The organism is Flavobacterium sp. ENC (assembly GCF_020991415.1).
Lineage (GTDB): Bacteria > Bacteroidota > Bacteroidia > Flavobacteriales > Flavobacteriaceae > Flavobacterium.
This window is the reverse complement of record NZ_JAJMOY010000002.1, coordinates 934,552-951,858: the sequence shown is the minus strand read 5'-3', so window position 1 is coordinate 951,858 and position 17,307 is coordinate 934,552. Positions and strand designations below refer to the sequence as shown.

12 protein-coding genes are annotated in these 17,307 nt (G+C 34.2%); 11 read left to right on the top strand and 1 reads right to left on the bottom strand.

Annotation, left to right across the window (positions count from 1 at the left end; genetic code table 11):
* Positions 1-116 precede the first annotated feature (116 nt).
* The 10 genes from lon to LPB89_RS08705 all read left to right on the top strand — a co-directional run bounded on the left by lon (position 117) and on the right by LPB89_RS08705 (position 15,887).
* Entirely contained in the window at positions 117-2,570 is a 2,454-nt protein-coding gene (lon, locus tag LPB89_RS08750) for an endopeptidase La (protein WP_230701371.1), read from the top strand.
* Between the two features lie 219 nt (positions 2,571-2,789).
* Positions 2,790-3,809 carry a type IX secretion system protein PorQ gene (gene porQ / locus LPB89_RS08745; protein WP_230701370.1) on the top strand — a complete coding sequence of 340 codons (1,020 nt, stop codon included), beginning with the start codon at positions 2,790-2,792 and terminating at the stop codon, positions 3,807-3,809.
* 8 nt (positions 3,810-3,817) lie between these two features.
* The gene (locus tag LPB89_RS08740) at positions 3,818-3,958 is read left to right on the top strand and encodes a hypothetical protein (protein WP_230701369.1); all 141 of its coding nucleotides are present in this window, start codon (positions 3,818-3,820) and stop codon (positions 3,956-3,958) included.
* Between the two features lie 136 nt (positions 3,959-4,094).
* The gene (cmk, locus tag LPB89_RS08735) at positions 4,095-4,787 is read left to right on the top strand and encodes a (d)CMP kinase (protein ID WP_230701368.1); all 693 of its coding nucleotides are present in this window, start codon (positions 4,095-4,097) and stop codon (positions 4,785-4,787) included.
* A 68-nt stretch (positions 4,788-4,855) separates the two neighbouring features.
* Complete coding sequence (locus LPB89_RS08730; protein WP_230701367.1) at positions 4,856-6,232, top strand: nucleoside permease; 1,377 nt, start codon at positions 4,856-4,858, stop codon at positions 6,230-6,232.
* A gap of 326 nt (positions 6,233-6,558) precedes the next feature.
* Positions 6,559-7,083, top strand: coding sequence for a hypothetical protein (locus LPB89_RS08725; RefSeq protein WP_230701366.1), 525 nt, complete (start codon positions 6,559-6,561; stop codon positions 7,081-7,083).
* A gap of 263 nt (positions 7,084-7,346) precedes the next feature.
* Positions 7,347-8,225 (top strand): hypothetical protein, encoded by an 879-nt coding sequence (locus LPB89_RS08720; protein WP_230701365.1) that lies wholly within the window; start codon positions 7,347-7,349, stop codon positions 8,223-8,225.
* A 175-nt stretch (positions 8,226-8,400) separates the two neighbouring features.
* On the top strand, positions 8,401-10,179 hold the full coding sequence (gene rpsA / locus LPB89_RS08715) for a 30S ribosomal protein S1 (RefSeq protein ID WP_127340550.1): 1,779 nt from the start codon (positions 8,401-8,403) through the stop codon (positions 10,177-10,179).
* A gap of 1,211 nt (positions 10,180-11,390) precedes the next feature.
* Positions 11,391-13,034, top strand: a complete 1,644-nt coding sequence (locus LPB89_RS08710) for a T9SS type A sorting domain-containing protein (RefSeq protein ID WP_230701364.1) — start codon at positions 11,391-11,393, stop codon at positions 13,032-13,034.
* Positions 13,035-13,088: 54 nt separating this feature from the next.
* The gene (locus LPB89_RS08705) at positions 13,089-15,887 is read left to right on the top strand and encodes a T9SS type A sorting domain-containing protein (protein WP_230701363.1); all 2,799 of its coding nucleotides are present in this window, start codon (positions 13,089-13,091) and stop codon (positions 15,885-15,887) included.
* A 75-nt stretch (positions 15,888-15,962) separates the two neighbouring features.
* Here LPB89_RS08705 and LPB89_RS08700 read toward each other — a convergent pair whose 3' ends face one another.
* The gene (locus LPB89_RS08700; RefSeq protein ID WP_230701362.1) at positions 15,963-16,493 is read right to left on the bottom strand and encodes a biopolymer transporter ExbD; all 531 of its coding nucleotides are present in this window, start codon (positions 16,491-16,493) and stop codon (positions 15,963-15,965) included.
* A gap of 198 nt (positions 16,494-16,691) precedes the next feature.
* On the opposite strand from LPB89_RS08700, the gene LPB89_RS08695 reads away from it, so the two are divergent.
* A complete protein-coding gene (locus tag LPB89_RS08695) occupies positions 16,692-17,246 on the top strand; it encodes a fasciclin domain-containing protein (protein WP_230701361.1) in 555 nt (184 codons plus the stop codon).
* The last annotated feature ends 61 nt before the right edge of the window (positions 17,247-17,307 follow it).

Here is a 17,307-nt window from a genome sequence, read left to right as displayed (position 1 = left end):
TATCGCCTATCTTGTAAAGGATACACTTATGATTGTTTGGCTAAAAAGGGCAGCATCTGGGATTATGTTTACATTTAGAATGAAACTTTTAATGACAAAACGACTTATACATTATTATGTCAAACCATAAAATACTTACTATTGACAATCTGTCACTTCAGGAATTTGACTCAGAAGCAGAATTAATTCCATTATTAACTCCGGAAGACGAAGAAGAAATGAATAACGAGGAGCTTCCGCTTTCGTTGCCTATTTTACCTTTACGCAATACTGTATTATTCCCGGGTGTTGTTATTCCGATTTCGGCAGGAAGGGATAAATCCATAAAGCTGATTAATGACGCTAACGCCGGTGGGAAAATCATAGGTGTAGTTTCGCAGATTAATGAAGAAGATGAAGATCCGTCTAAAGATGATATCCATAAAATTGGAACCGTAGCCAGGATCCTTCGTGTTTTAAAAATGCCTGACGGAAATGTTACGGTTATCCTGCAAGGGAAAAAACGTTTCGAAATTGATCAGGTAGTTTCAGAAGAGCCCTATATTACAGCCACTATAAAAGAAGTGTCTGAAGAACGTCCGGATGAAAATGACACGGAATTCACTGCTATTTTAGATTCTGTCAAAGAACTGGCAATCCAGATCATTAAAGAAAGTCCAAACATTCCTTCAGAAGCCACTTTTGCGATTAAAAATATTGAAAGTCAGTCATTTCTAATCAACTTTGTGTCTTCGAATATGAATTTATCCGTAAAGGAGAAACAAGGTTTATTATCGATAAACGGCTTAAAAGAAAGAGCACTTGAGACTTTACGTTATATGAATGTGGAGCTGCAAAAACTGGAATTGAAAAATGACATTCAGTCAAAAGTCCGTTTTGATTTAGATCAGCAGCAACGTGAATATTTCCTTCATCAGCAAATGAAAACCATTCAGGAAGAACTGGGAGGCGTTTCGCAGGAAGAGGAAATGGATGAAATGGGGCAGAAGGCGAAAACGAAAAAATGGGACGAAAAAACGCAAAAACATTTCGAAAAAGAATTGTCCAAAATGCGCAGAATGAATCCGCAATCTCCTGATTTCGGAATTCAGCGCAACTATCTGGAGCTGTTTTTGGAATTGCCATGGGGCGAATATTCGAAAGATAAATTTGACTTGAAACTGGCTCAGAAAATATTAGACAAAGATCATTTCGGACTTGAAGAAGTGAAGAAAAGAATGGTCGAACATCTGGCTGTTTTGAAACTTCGTAACGATATGAAATCGCCAATTATTTGTTTAACAGGACCTCCGGGTGTTGGTAAAACCTCTATTGGACGTTCTGTTGCAGAAGCTCTGGGGCGTGAATATGTGCGTATCTCGTTAGGCGGTCTGCGTGATGAAGCAGAAATTCGCGGACACAGGAAGACCTATATTGGTGCAATGCCGGGAAGAATCATCCAGAGCCTGAAAAAGGCAGGGACATCAAATCCGGTTTTTATTTTAGACGAAATTGACAAACTTTCAAGCGGGAACAGCGGAGATCCGTCTTCGGCCTTACTGGAAGTACTGGATCCGGAACAAAACAGCGCTTTTTATGATAATTTCCTTGAAATGGGATACGATTTATCGAAAGTAATGTTTATCGCAACCTCCAACAATATGGCTGCCATTCAGCCCGCATTACGTGACAGGATGGAAGTAATTAAGATGTCAGGTTATACCATTGAAGAAAAAGTGGAAATTGCCAAAAGACACCTTTTTCCAAAACAGCTGGAAGCACATGGTTTGACTGCCAAAGATCTGACCATTGGTAAAAAGCAATTAGAGAAAATTGTAGAGGGTTATACACGTGAATCAGGAGTGCGTAATTTAGAAACTAAAATTGCTCAGGTAATTCGTAATGCTGCAAAAGCAGTAGCGATGGAAGAAGAGTATAATAAAAAAGTTACTGACGAAGACATTCTGACCGTTTTAGGCGTGCCACGATTAGAGCGTGATAAATACGAAAACAATGATGTAGCGGGAGTTGTGACAGGTTTGGCCTGGACCAGTGTTGGCGGAGATATTTTATTTATTGAGTCTTTAATTTCCGAAGGAAAAGGTTCGTTGAGTATTACAGGTAATCTTGGTACTGTGATGAAAGAATCAGCTACCATTGCTTTGGAATACATAAAAGCAAACGCCAAAAAATTAGGACTAAGCGTAGAATTATTCCAAAAATATAATATTCACCTGCACGTTCCCGAAGGCGCGACACCAAAAGACGGTCCAAGTGCCGGTATCGCCATGCTGACTTCGCTGGTTTCTTTGTTAACCCAAAAGAAAGTAAAGAAAAGCCTCGCTATGACAGGAGAAATTACCCTTCGCGGGAAAGTTTTACCAGTAGGCGGAATCAAGGAAAAAATTCTGGCAGCGAAACGAGCTAACATAAAAGAAATCATTTTATGTCACGAAAATAAAAGTGACATCGATGAAATTAAGCCTGAATACTTAGAAGGGCTTACTTTTCATTATGTGAAAGAAATGAGTGAAGTCCTGGCTTTAGCCCTGACGGATCAAAATGCCAAAAATGCTAAAACATTAAAATAAAACATTAAAATTGCAATATTTTAAATTCCAAATTCCAAGCTTTACTTAAGATTGGGATTTGGAATTTTCTTTTCAATTGGAATTTGGAATTTAATTTTTGGAATTTCCCTTTTTTACTTTGAATTTTCTTTTTGGAATCTAATATAAAATTATTTTATCCATTATATAATTTTATATTTGCATTTGCGTTATTCCCATATAGGAACGCCTCAGAAAAGCATGTTAAAACACCTTGTTTTATTTTTAATGTTATTGATTTGCTCGGTTTCGTTCGGACAAATTGGAGGTCGCTACACCTATCAGTTTCTTAATTTAACGACTTCACCCAGACAGGCAGCGTTAGGCGGAAATACAATAACGATTTATGACGAAGATGTCAATCAGGTTATGTTTAATCCGGCAACTTTAAATGAAGATATGGATAATCATCTGGCTATAAATTATGGAAGTTATTATGGAGAAGCCTCGTACGGAACTGCTTCATATGCCTACACTTATGACAGACATGTTCAGACTTTTTATGCAGGTGTAAGTTATATAAACTATGGTACATTTGATGGTTATGATGAGAATGGTCAGGCTACTTCCGATTTTACAGGGAGTGAAGGGGCGCTTTCATTAGGCTATGCCTATAATATTCCCTATACGAATATTCATTTTGGCGCCAATGCAAAATTAATAACATCAACCTTAGAAACGTACAATTCTATTGGTGGTGCAATTGATTTGGGGTTTTTGTATATAGACGAACGAAATGATATAAATCTGGCCCTTGTAGTTCGAAATATTGGAACACAGTTTACCACATATTCCGGAATAAAGGAGAATTTGCCTCTTGAAATCATTGCAGGAGTGTCGCAAGAGCTGGAACACGTACCGCTTCGCTGGCATCTTTCCTTAGAAAACCTGCAGCAATGGAATGTTGCTTTTTCGAATCCCGTTCGCGGAGAAACTAATATTGACGGGACAACCAAAGAAGAAAAAGTTTCTTTTGTCAATAACGCTTTGCGACATGTAGTTGTGGGATTCGAGCTTTTTCCAAAAAAAGCATTTAACATCAGAATGGGTTACAACTTCAGAAGAGGGGAAGAATTAAGAGTGGAAGAACAACGTAATTTTTCGGGAGTTTCATTAGGATTTGGTCTAAAAATGAATCGATTAAAATTTAATTATTCCTATTCAAAATATACTTTAGCGGCTAATACGAGTCTTTTTGGACTAATCTTAAACTTTCAATAGGTAATTTTATGAAACTATTTTATTTAATTCTTTTTGTTACGGCAGGTTTAGACGAGACGAATAGCAATGCTCTAAAAAGGGCAATAGTGCCGCATCAATATTCGGCTGTTACGGAAAATGAACAGGATTATTATATTTCATGCAGTTAGGGCTGTCCGATGGTGAGTGAAGATTTTTTTAAAGAATAGAAAAAATAACAGACAATTCTAAGTCCAAAATCATTAGATATTTACTATTAAATAATACCGCATCTTATTATAAATTTATAAAATCAAAAAGATTATTTTGAAAAAAATAACCATTGCAATCGACGGATTTTCGTCAACAGGAAAGAGTACTTTAGCAAAACAGCTCGCAAAAGAATTAGAATACGTGTACGTTGATACAGGAGCGATGTACAGGGCAGTAGCCTTATTTGCCATGCAAAATCAATTTATTGGACCGGATGTTTTTGATAAAAAAGGCCTTACGGATTCCCTTTCAAAAATCCAATTGGAGTTTAAATTCAATGCAGACTTAGGTTTTGCTGAAATGTACCTGAATGGTGAAAATGTTGAAAAACAGATCAGAACCATTGAGGTGTCCAGCTATGTAAGCAAAGTAGCTGAAGTTTCCGAAGTGCGTTCCAAATTGGTAGAACAGCAACAGGCAATGGGAAAAAACAAAGCTATCGTTATGGACGGCAGGGACATTGGAACTGTAGTTTTCCCGAATGCGGAACTGAAAATTTTTATGACTGCCAGCGCAGAAACACGTGCACAGAGACGTTTTGATGAATTACAGGAAAAAGGCGATGACGTTTCGTACGAAGATGTTTTGAAAAATGTTGTCGAAAGAGATTATATCGATACACATCGTGCCGATTCTCCTTTGGTAATTGCTGATGATGCCATAGAAATAGATAATTCCTATCTGAGTCGTGAAGAACAATTCTCTGCTGTTTTGGAATTAATACATGACGTTGTTAAAACCGCTTAATTTTTTGCAGATATCATTTTTAATGGTAGTTTTACCGCTTCATTCATTTACAAAGACAATTTCATCATATGGGAATTAAAAACAGGTTGATTATAATGAGCTTTCTTCAATTTTTTGTTTGGGGAGCCTGGCTTATAACAATTGGAAATTATTGGTTTGGAACTAAAAACTGGGAAGGAACCCAGTTCGGTCTTGTTTTCGGAACCATGGGAATTGCTTCTTTATTCATGCCCACTCTTACCGGAATAATTGCAGACAGATGGATCAATGCTGAAAAATTATACGGCTTTTTGCATATTATTTATGCATTAGTTTTGTTTGGTATTGCACAAGTTACCACACCGGATAATTTTATATATGTAATGTTTGCTGCCATGTGTTGCTATATGCCGACAATTGCATTAAGCAATTCGATATCTTATACTTCATTAAAACTGAACAATAAAAACATCGTAAAAGACTTTCCTCCAATTCGCGTTTGGGGAACAATTGGATTTATCGCAGCAATGTGGATTACCAATTTGAGTGGAAGCAAAGCAACGGAATATCAATTTTATATTGCGGGAGTAGGTGCCTTAATTCTGGGGATTTACGCTTTTACATTGCCCAAATGTGAACCACAGCGTCTGACCAAAGAAGATGCTTCATTAGTAGAGACTTTAGGGCTGGAAGCTTTTAAATTGTTTGGAAATTACAAAATGGCCTTGTTTTTTGTATTCTCTATGTTTTTAGGAGGTGCATTGCAATTAACTAATGCTTACGGAGACGTATTCTTAGATGAATTCAAGCATTTTCCTAAGTATGCCGATTCTTTCGTGATTCAGTATTCGACTATAATTATGTCAATTTCCCAGGTTTCTGAAACACTATTTATTCTGGCGATTCCATTTTTCTTACGACGCTTCGGAATCAAGCAGGTAATGCTGATTAGTATGCTGGCGTGGGTATTGCGTTTCGGATTATTCGCTTTCGGGGATCCTGTGGGTGGTTTATGGATGATTATTATGTCTTGTATTGTATACGGAATGGCATTTGACTTCTTTAATATTTCTGGTTCATTATTTGTGGAGAGTAATACCGATTCTAAAATTCGTTCGTCGGCACAAGGTTTATTTATGATGATGACCAATGGAGTAGGAGCTGTTTTAGGAAGTTTAACTTCAGGTTGGGCAATTGATCGTTTTTTTACAAAATCATTTACCAATACCGCCGAATTAGCCGGATTTTTGCAAACAGAAACCACAAATTCTAAAATGCTGGAATTTGTAAAAGGACAAGGGAATTCAGTTTCAACTGAGGGAATTTTCACAAACCCGGTCTTGATGAAAGACTGGCATACCATCTGGTTGTCGTTTGCAGCTTACGCCTTGGTTATCGCGATTGCTTTTGCCGTTCTGTTTAAACATAAACATGATCCTAAGGAAATAGAAAATTTAAGTCATTAATGACTTCATCAAATATTTAAAACCCGTTTCCAATTATTGGAAACGGGTTTTTCTTTTTTTTGTTTTTACCACTTATATACAGAAGCATACCGTTTGTTACATGGCTAGGTTCACTTGTTGTTTTGAGTTAATAAGCTGAAAGTCAACAAGGTATTTTTGTATCGGATTTAATGGTTAAATCCTTAAAAAAGATACAAAGAATGAGAAGGGTAATTTTTTATGTCCTGTTACTAGTTCCTTTTATAGCACTCTGCCAGACAGGTAGCCACAAACAATTGTCCGAGATATCATTACGTTTCGATCTAATTTGTAAAAATGAAGAAATTATGATTCCAAGAGCAGCATTAAAAAGCAGATCTGATAAGTCGACGATTGTGGATAAGAATACCAAATTTATATTGGTTTTCAATACGGCAAAAGGACCGCAGATTTCAACGGGTTACTATTACTGGTACAACAATAAGTGGAATGATTTGAAAAATCTCACAGAAGAAAGCGGCATACCGAGAACTAATGGTCAGGCAGGAGATCTTTTTCTGGACTTTTCGACCAGAGATGTTTATTTTTATAACGGAACGATCTGGCTTGCCATGACGACGCATAATAAAACCCTGACCGAATCGGTATTTGAAAAAAACACTGGTATTTTAAGTTACAAGGATGGGGCAGGCGAACCTGTTGAAATTAATCTTTCCCAAATTGTGCCTAATTTCGAGAAACCCAAAACGATTTCGCTCAATGCAAAAAAGGAAACCCTTAATTATATCGATAATGACGGAAGACTAACGGTTTTGAAATTGGACGTATTACTTGCAAAAAGTAAAAATACAAACGTGACTGCAGCGTTTTGAGTTGAGGAGATTCATTTTTTAAACCCGACAGGTTTCAAAACCTGTCGGGTTTATTGCAGTAAGGGATTTCGGATCTTAAAAATCTGTGGCGTCTGCTTCTTATTAATTCACAACAATTTCTATTTTGTAAGTCCGAAATTTAATGTTATTCTTGTAAATGTTTTGGTAAGAAAGTTTTTAATAAGTTTTGATTGTTTAGGAATGAACTTCTTTCTTTGGAACTATTAAAAAATAAATCAATAATTTAATCATTACTATATTGTATGGAGAAATATTATAAACCATCAGGCAAATTTTCGTTAATTTTTATCTTATACTTTCTGCTGGTCAGTGTTACGGCATTTCCTGTATTGGGATTACTATATGCGTACTGCATTTGGTATATTCCATTTGTATATGTTAACTTTTTTATTACGTTAGGTTTTGGTTTTCTCATTGGATTTGTAGTTGCTTTATTTGTTATTAAAAAAGGAAAAGTCAGAAATCCGCTTTTAGGATCTTTAATTGGATTGGCAGCTGCTTTTTTTGCATTGTACCTCCATTGGGCAATCTGGATAGATTTAGTAATTAATGCCGGAGAAAGTTATGGGTCTGACAGAATAGGGATTACGGTAAGTAATATTGAATTTTTACAAGTTTTTTCATTAATATTTCGGCCAGATTTAGTTTTAGAATATATCAGTCAGGTTAATGAATATGGTACATGGGGTATTCGCGGAGCGACAGCAAGCGGTGCGTTCCTATGGGTTGTCTGGTCAATAGAATTTAGCATTGTTATTGCTATTTCTGGTTTTCTGTCCTATTTAGAGGCAAAGAAACCTTTTTCCGAATCTACTAATTCGTGGTATGAAGAAATTACACTCCCGGCTTTTAGCTATATAGAGAACCAACAGCAAATGATAGCCGATATATCGGCAAGCAATCACGCTAGCTTTGATTTATTAAGTAAAGATATTGACAGTGAGGTAGATAGTCATAGTGTGTTTACGCTCTATAAATCTAAATCCGGAAAAAATTACTTGTCAGTTGATAATAAGACTTCAAAAGTAGATGATAAAGGCAATGTAAAATTTGATAGCGATGAGATTGTAGAATATATTGCAATTACTAGTGAGCTGTCAAAATTATTATTGAATAAATGATGACATTGATAATCATTTGGAATTGTTTTGCTATTACAAATAAATGTATTAATTTTGCAAACCTTTTGGCAGAGAAGAGTTTCCATTAGGTATCAACTATTTATGTAAAACAACTTCTGTTTTTTCTATCGCTTTGAGAAACTCAAGAAAAACAGAATACAAATTTTTTATCAGCATGTCTGAACAATTAAAATCACAAGAAGAGTTTTTAGCAAATTTTAACTGGCATAACTTCGAAGAAGGTATCGATGCAGTAGATGAGAAAAACTTACAGGAATTCGAAGACTTAGTATCAAAAACTTTCATTGCTACAGATCAGGAAGAAGTAGTTGAAGGGGTAGTTGTTAGAATTACAGATAGAGACGTTATCGTTGATATCAACGCAAAATCGGAAGGTGTTATTTCTTTAAACGAATTCCGTTACAACCCGGCATTAAAAGTAGGTGACAAAGTAGAAGTATTAATTGACATCCGTGAGGATAAAACAGGTCAATTGGTATTATCTCACAGAAAAGCACGTACTATCAAATCATGGGATAGAGTTATTTCTGCAAACGAAACAGGAGAAATCGTTAATGGTTTTGTAAAATGCAGAACTAAAGGTGGTATGATCGTTGACGTTTTCGGAATTGAAGCTTTCTTACCTGGTTCTCAAATTGACGTTAAGCCAATTAGAGACTACGATGTATATGTAAACAAAATGATGGAATTCAAAGTGGTAAAAATTAACCACGAATTCAAAAACGTTGTTGTATCTCATAAAGCGCTTATCGAAGCTGATATCGAAGTACAGAAAAAAGAAATCATCGGTCAATTACAAAAAGGACAAGTATTAGAAGGTGTTGTTAAAAACATTACTTCTTATGGTGTGTTTATTGACTTAGGTGGTGTTGACGGATTAATTCACATTACTGACCTTTCTTGGAGCAGAATCAACCACCCAAGTGAAGTTCTTGAATTAGACCAAAAATTAAACGTTGTAATCCTTGATTTCGATGATGAGAAAACAAGAATTCAATTAGGATTGAAACAATTAAACGCTCACCCATGGGATGCTTTAGATGCTAATTTAACTATTGGTGATAAAGTAAAAGGTAAAGTAGTTGTAATCGCTGATTACGGTGCATTTATTGAAGTTGCTGAAGGTGTTGAAGGTTTAATCCACGTTTCTGAAATGTCATGGTCAACTCATTTACGTTCTGCTCAGGATTTCGTAAAAGTTGGAGATGTTGTTGAGGCTGTTATCTTAACTTTAGACAGAGATGACCGTAAAATGTCATTAGGTATCAAACAACTGACTCAGGATCCATGGACTGACATTACTTCTAAATACCCGGTAGGTTCTAAACATACAGGTATCGTTAGAAACTTTACAAACTTTGGTATTTTCGTAGAATTAGAAGAAGGAATTGATGGATTAATTTACATCTCTGACTTATCATGGACTAAGAAAATCAAACACCCATCTGAATTTGTAAATGTTGGTGAGAAACTTGATGTAGTAGTATTAGAATTAGATGTTGAAGGACGTAAATTATCTTTAGGTCACAAACAAACTACTGCTAATCCTTGGGATCAATACGAAGATTCTTTCGCTGTAGGAACTATCCACAATGGTGAAATTTCTGAAATCGTTGACAAAGGAGCTACTGTAGAATTCGGAGATGATATTGTTGCTTTCATTCCTACTCGTCACCTTGAAAAAGAAGACGGAAAGAAATTGAAAAAAGGTGATACTGCTGATTTCAAAGTAATCGAATTCAACAAAGAATTCAAAAGAGTAGTTGCTTCTCACACTGCTATCTTCCGTGAAGAAGAAGAGAAAAACGTGAAAGCTGCAACTGAAAATACTTCATCTAACTCTACTACAAATGCACCAGCTGCAACTTTAGGAGATAACAATGATGTATTAGCTGCATTGAAAGCTAAAATGGAAAAAACAGAGAAAAAATAATTCTCGTTTTCCTTTATATAGAAAGTCCCACAGCAATGTGGGACTTTTTTTTGCTTTATGTTTTTTAGTTTAACAAATTTTAACAAATAAAGTTGTGTTATTGTCTTAAAAAGTTACTTTTGTCTGGAATTTGATACACTATGAGGAAAATCTACTTTTTGTTTTTTACTTTATGTTTTTTTACTGGATTGAGCGCCCAGAACGTGAATATTCCAGATCCAACATTTAAAGCTGCATTAATTAGCAATAAAATTTTATGTAAAGATGTAAATGGAGACGCAATTTACATTGATAAAAATAATAATGGAGAGATAGAAATTAGTGAGGCCTTGAATGTTTATCAATTAATAGCCAATAACTGTTCAATAACTGACTTAACAGGAATAAATGAATTTAAAAATTTGACATTGTTGCAGTGTTACGGCAATTCAATTTCAATTCTTGATTTATCAGCTTTAAATAATTTAGACACTGTTGATTGTAAAAATAATTTAATTACAAATCTTAATATCCTTAATTCACCTAAGCTTAATTTTTTGGATTGTTCGAATAATAAGCTTACCAATTTGAATCTTACCAATGCTAAAAATTTGGTATCACTTGAATGTGATCATAATTCTCTTTTAAATATTGATTTCGATAATGAAAATTTAAATATTTTAGAAGTGTTAGTCTGTAATAATAATTCTATAATAGGTTTAAATTTGACAAATTTTTATAAGTTGTGGCATATCGAATGTCAAAACAATTCTTTAAAAAATTTAATTTTGCAATCGGGATCTAAATTAATGGAATTAAATTGTAGTCAGAATCAATTAACAAATTTAATTCTGTCAGATTTACCAAATCTTATCACAATGAATTCTTATGATAATTTGTTGACTTCCGTAACTTTTAATAAATTACCCGGAGTAATAGATTTAATTCTGTACAAAAATAAACTCACCACTATAGATCTATCCAATTTAAATAAAAAAGATAATAAATTAAATAGCCTTAATCTAGGTACTAATTTATTAACAAGCATTAATTTGGGTTCAATAAAATACCTGACTTCTTTTAATTGTGCAAATAATAAATTAACAAATTTGAATTTTTTGCCAGCTTATGAAGGAGGAGATTCTTTTAATTGTTCATTGAATTTAATAGACTCTATTACCATAACTGTTCCAGCAAGTAAATTTTATTGCAGTAATAATCCTCTTACTTCTTTGAATCTATCAGGATATTTGGAAACTTTTGATTGCACTAATACAGCATTGAAAAGTATTGAATTATCGAATGTAAGAGGTAAAATTAGTTTTGATGTTTCTGATAATAAAGAACTTACGTTTTTTAACACAAAAAATGGTTACATCAATTCAGGCAATTTGTATAACTGTCCAAAAATTAAATTTATTTGTGCTGATGATGATGAAGTTACATATTTGCAAAACTCCATTGACAGAGCTGGTTATACCAATCTTGCAATAAGTAGTTATTGTTCGTTCACTCCGGGAGGAACATACTACGTTATTCAGGGCAATCATAAATTAGACAGTAATATGAATGGTTGTGACGATCAGGATATAGTTGTTCCTAATTTAAAGTTTACAATTAATGACGGAGTAAAAGCTGGTAATATTATTTCTAATTTTTCCGGAAGTTATTCGATCCCTGTTAAAGAGGGAACTCACACAATTACTCCAGTCTTTGAAAATCCAGATTATTATATCGTTTCTCCTACTAATCTTGCGGTTAGTTTTCCAGCTCAGGCTAGTCCGTTTGTTCAAAATTTTTGTATTACAGCTAATGGTGTTCATCAGGATTTAGAGGTTTCGCTTTTGCCTATTACCAGAGCGAGACCAGGTTTTGATGCAAAGTATAAATTGATTTATAAAAACAAAGGAAATCAAATACAATCTGGCTCGATAAATCTAAATTTTGATGATAATGTTTTGGATTTGGTTGTTGCTAATCCTTTAGCTTCCACACAAACTGTGAATAACCTATCGTGGAATTTCTCTAATTTAAAACCATTTGAAAGCAGAGAGATTGCTATTATTTTGAAATTGAATAAACCAACAGATAAGCCTGCAGTAAATAATGGTGATATCTTAAAATTAAGTACCACTATTACTTCTGAGACAGGTGAAGAAACTCCATTAGACAATACCTTTATTTTAAATCAAACCGTTGTAGGTTCGTTCGACCCAAATGACAAAGCCTGTCTGGAAGGTTCCGTTATTACACCAGGTTTAATAGGCGAGTACGTTCACTACATGATTCGTTTTGAAAATACCGGAACTTATCCGGCCCAAAATATCGTTGTAAAAGATATGATTGATTTGAATAAATTTGACATTTCGACTTTAATCCCAACAAGTTCAAGCCATCCTTTTGTAACCAAAATTTCAGAAGGAAACAAAGTCGAATTTATCTTCGAAAATGTCAATCTGCCTTTCGATAACGCCACTAATGACGGTTATGTGGCTTTTAAAATCAAAACAAAGCCTACACTTGTGGCGGGAGATTCGTTTACCAACGAGGCGAATATTTATTTTGATTACAATTTTCCAATTCTAACCAATAAAGCAACTTCCACTTTTAAAACATTGGGTACGCAGGATTTTGAATTTTCGAGCTATTTGTCCTTGTATCCGGTTCCTGTAACTGATATTCTGAACATTCATACCACACAGACCATAGAAATAAAAGCATTGGAAATTTATGATATTCTCGGGCAAATTGTTATTGCTGTTCCCAATGCACAATCCGTTTCAGGTGTTGATGTTTCGAAACTGCGAGCGGGAAATTACTTTATAAAGATCAAATCCGATAAAGGAAATTCTTCGATGAAGTTTATTAAGAAATAGAAATTCACAAAACAGGTTATTACTAAAAGATATTTTACACGAAAAATTATTTATATGAAGAAAATCTACTTTTTACTTTTGGCCTTATGCTTTTTTAACGGTTTAACGGCACAGGTAATTACAATACCGGATGCTGTTTTTAAAAGCATTTTACTGAAGGCCGATATCACGAATACAATTGCAAAAGATATAAATGGAAATGCCATTAAAATTGATGCAAACAATAATTCAGAGATAGAAGTAAGTGAGGCTTTAAATGTCTACAGTCTCTATACGTACATCTTGCTTAGTGAAGGCATCGTTAAAGATTTGAGCGGTATTGAGTATTTTTCGAATTTAAAAGATTTGAATTGTTCCGGCTTCTACAGTCAGAATTTAGATCTGTCATCACTTAAAAACCTGGAAAAATTAGTTTGTTCTGAAACCCATCAGATGAAAACCTTAAATATTTCGGGATTGACAAAACTAAAGTACCTGGATACAAATCATTGTGTAAACCTGGGTTCTTTGAATCTTTCCGGTCTGACCAATTTAGAGTATTTGAATTGTAGTCAGTTACCGATAACCTCCTTAAATTTATCCGGTTTAACAAAAATTACAGAACTAAGATGTTATAAAAACGTTTTAACGGCCCTGGACGTAACCGGATTGGTTAATCTTAAAAAAATGTATTGTTTTGAAGGCCAATTAACAACAATAACATTGGGTAACCTGACTAATTTGGAATATTTAGACTGCAGGGAAAATCAATACTTAAAAACTTTAAACGTTTCAGGATTAATCAATCTTCAAACTCTTTATTGCAGGAGCACCCGATTAACGACTCTTGATGTTTCCTCCTTAACGAATTTAAAACTTCTGGATATTGCAAATACGTATCGATTAACAGATATTAATATACTAAATTGCAAAAATCTGGTAAATTTTTACTGCTCTAACAGCTTACTGACAAATTTGAATGTCTCCAATTTAGCTAATCTTACGATCTTAGATTGTTCAGATTCTCAATTAACTAATCTGAATGTTACAGGCTGTACCGCTTTAGAACAATTGGATTGCGGCAACAATAAATTTACAACGTTAAATCTTGGTTATCTTCCTAATTTAAAAGAATTAGATTGTAGTGCTAATACTTTACTGACCACTTTAGAAACCTCCAATTACCCAAATTTGCAAACTTTAACTTGTGACGGTAGCGGTATCTCTACTTTGGATGTGTCTAAAAGTTTGAAACTTTCAAGCCTGTATTGTCAGGCAACGAAACTTGCAATTTTAGATGTGTCCCATCTTAAGGAATTAGAAAGTCTGGGCGTTAGGGATAATCCTTTATTAACACATTTAATGATTAAAAACGGAAAGCTTTACTCGGGCTACAGTTTTTTAGAAGATAAACCTTCGCACTTAAAATATTTATGTGTTGACGAAGAAAATATAAATTATTACAGGCCAATAGCAGGTAAAGATTGTGAAATTAATACGTACTGTAATTTTATTCCGGGTAAAGCATATTATATTGTTAACGGGGTCAACAAGTTTAACTTTGACAATCAGGGATGTGTGCGTAAGAATTCAACATATCCAAATATAAAATATACTATTACAAACGGAACTAATTCGGGTGATTTTTATTCCAATAAAGATTCTTTTAGTATACCGGTTCAGGAAGGAACGGTTAACATCAGGCCAGTTTTGGAAAACCCCGGGTATTTTACTGTTTCTCCAACCTCTGCAAATATTAGTTTCCCTGCCCAAAGCAGCCCTTTTACGCAGGATTTCTGTATTTCTTCAAATGGAGTGCATCAGGATTTAGAAGTGGTATTAATTCCTTTAGAAGCAGCACGTCCGGGATTTGATGTTAAATACAAATTAATATACAGGAACAAAGGAAATGTCACCCAATCGGGAACTGTGAATGTCGCTTTTGATGATGCTGTTTTAGATGTAGTGCTTTCAAATCCTTCGGTATCAGCACAAGCATTAAATAGTTTATCGTGGAATTTTGCCAATTTGCAGCCTTTTGAAAAAAGAGAAATTGTTTTTACACTGAATGCAAATGCACCCACCGAAAATCCTGCCGTTAATAATGACGATATTTTAAAATTTACGGTGACTATTGCAGTACAAGAAACAGATGAAACACCGGCTGACAATATATTTACACTCAACCAGACTGTGGTTGGTTCTTATGATCCAAATGACAAAACCTGCCTGGAAGGTTCAGTAATTACACCGGATCTTATTGGGAAATATGTACATTACATGATTCGATTTGAAAATACAGGAACGTATCCGGCTCAAAATATCGTCGTAAAAGATATGATTGATTTGTCTAAATTTGATATTTCGACTTTAGTGCCAACAAGTTCAAGTCATCCATTTGAAACAAAAATTTCGAAGGGAAATAAAGTAGAATTTATTTTCGAAAATATTAATCTGCCTTTTGACGATGCTCATAATGACGGTTATATTGCTTTTAAAATTAAAACGAAGCCGACACTCGTTGTTGGAGATTCGTTTACGAATGAGGCGAATATTTATTTTGATTACAATTTCCCGATTTTAACGAATAAGGCTGTTTCAACTTTTAAAACATTAGGTACGCGGGATTTTGATTTTTCGAATTATTTTACTGTTTATCCTGTTCCTGCCAATGATATTCTGAACATTAATAAGACACAGGTAATCGAAATAGAATCGCTGGAAATTTATGATATTCTGGGACAGCTTGTTATCGCAGTTCCCAACGCACAATCAGTTTCCGGCATTGATGTTTCGAAGCTTAGAACGGGAAATTACTTTATAAAAGTGAAATCAGATTTAGGCAGTTCCAATATGAAATTTATCAAAAAATAGATCTTAAGCTGAAGTAAAAAAGTCCCACAGAAATGTGGGACTTTTTTGCTTATTTTTTTGTTTCAGGTTTTATTTTTATCTGGAAGCTAATAGTTTAGATTCTTCCGGAGTAAAGTCATTGACAATTGCATAAGTATCAATTTTAGCAATTTCCATTTCATCCAGAATATCAATTAAATTTTTAAAGTTGCATTTTTTACTTGGTTTAATGATTACAATTGCTCCTCTGTTTCGTTTTCCCAATTGAGCAGAATACTCCTGAATATTTTTATTTCTAATAAATAGTTCCTGACGAATTCCATTTTTACCGTATTTCATTTCTTTTGGACTTTCCAATTCTAATCCTAAAATCCCACTATAGAGTATTATTTTATTATTTTCATCTAATAAAACTGTGATGATGCGATTATTAACACCTATTCCACATCTGATAACGCCATCATCATGCCATTTCTCAGGCAAAGTTAAATCGATAGCTTTCGGTTTGCCCAACTCAATAGTCACCATAAAAAAGATGATCAATAAAAAAGAAACACTAACCATAGCAGTTAAATCGACTCTGGCATTTAACTTTTTACTTCTTACTTTTCGGGGCAGGTTTTCCATAATGAATCATTTTTTACTAAGTTATTGAAAAAAGCAATGCAACAAAGGAGCAGATTCTAAAAATAATTATACTCATTAATGTCTTGTTTTACAGTGTATTTTAGGGATAATTCATAATTATTTCTAATTTTTTATTTTTTTCCTAAAACCAAAACAAATATTACAGCGTAAATGAGCTTATAACTTAAAATATTAATTATGAAAACTAGAAAATTTTTAGCCGTAGCAGTATTAGCATTAGGATTTGCATTTACCTCTAACGCACAAAAAACAGTAATGGTTGGCGGAGCAGCAATGTACCCAACAAAAAATATTGTTGAAAATGCTGTAAACTCAAAAGATCATACCACACTGGTTGCTGCTGTAAAAGCTGCAGGATTAGTAGAAACATTACAAAGTAAAGGACCATTCACCGTTTTTGCCCCAACAAATGCTGCGTTTGACAAATTACCAGCAGGAACTGTTGAGACATTATTGAAACCGGAAAATATCAAAACGTTACAAACGATCCTGACCTATCATGTTGTAGCCGGAAAGATGAATTCTTCTGATATTGCAAAAGCAATAAAAATGGGTAAAGGAAAAGCGACTCTTAAAACAGTAAGCGGTGGTACTTTAACAGCCTGGATGGACGGAAAAGACCTTTACATTAGTGACGAAAGCGGTAATAAAGCTAAGGTTACAATTGCAGATGTGAACCAGTCTAATGGTGTGATTCATGTAGTTGATACGGTATTGTTGCCTAAAAACTAATCAAAGGCGTCAAGCATATAAAAAAACCTGTAAAAATCATTTACAGGTTTTTTTATATAAT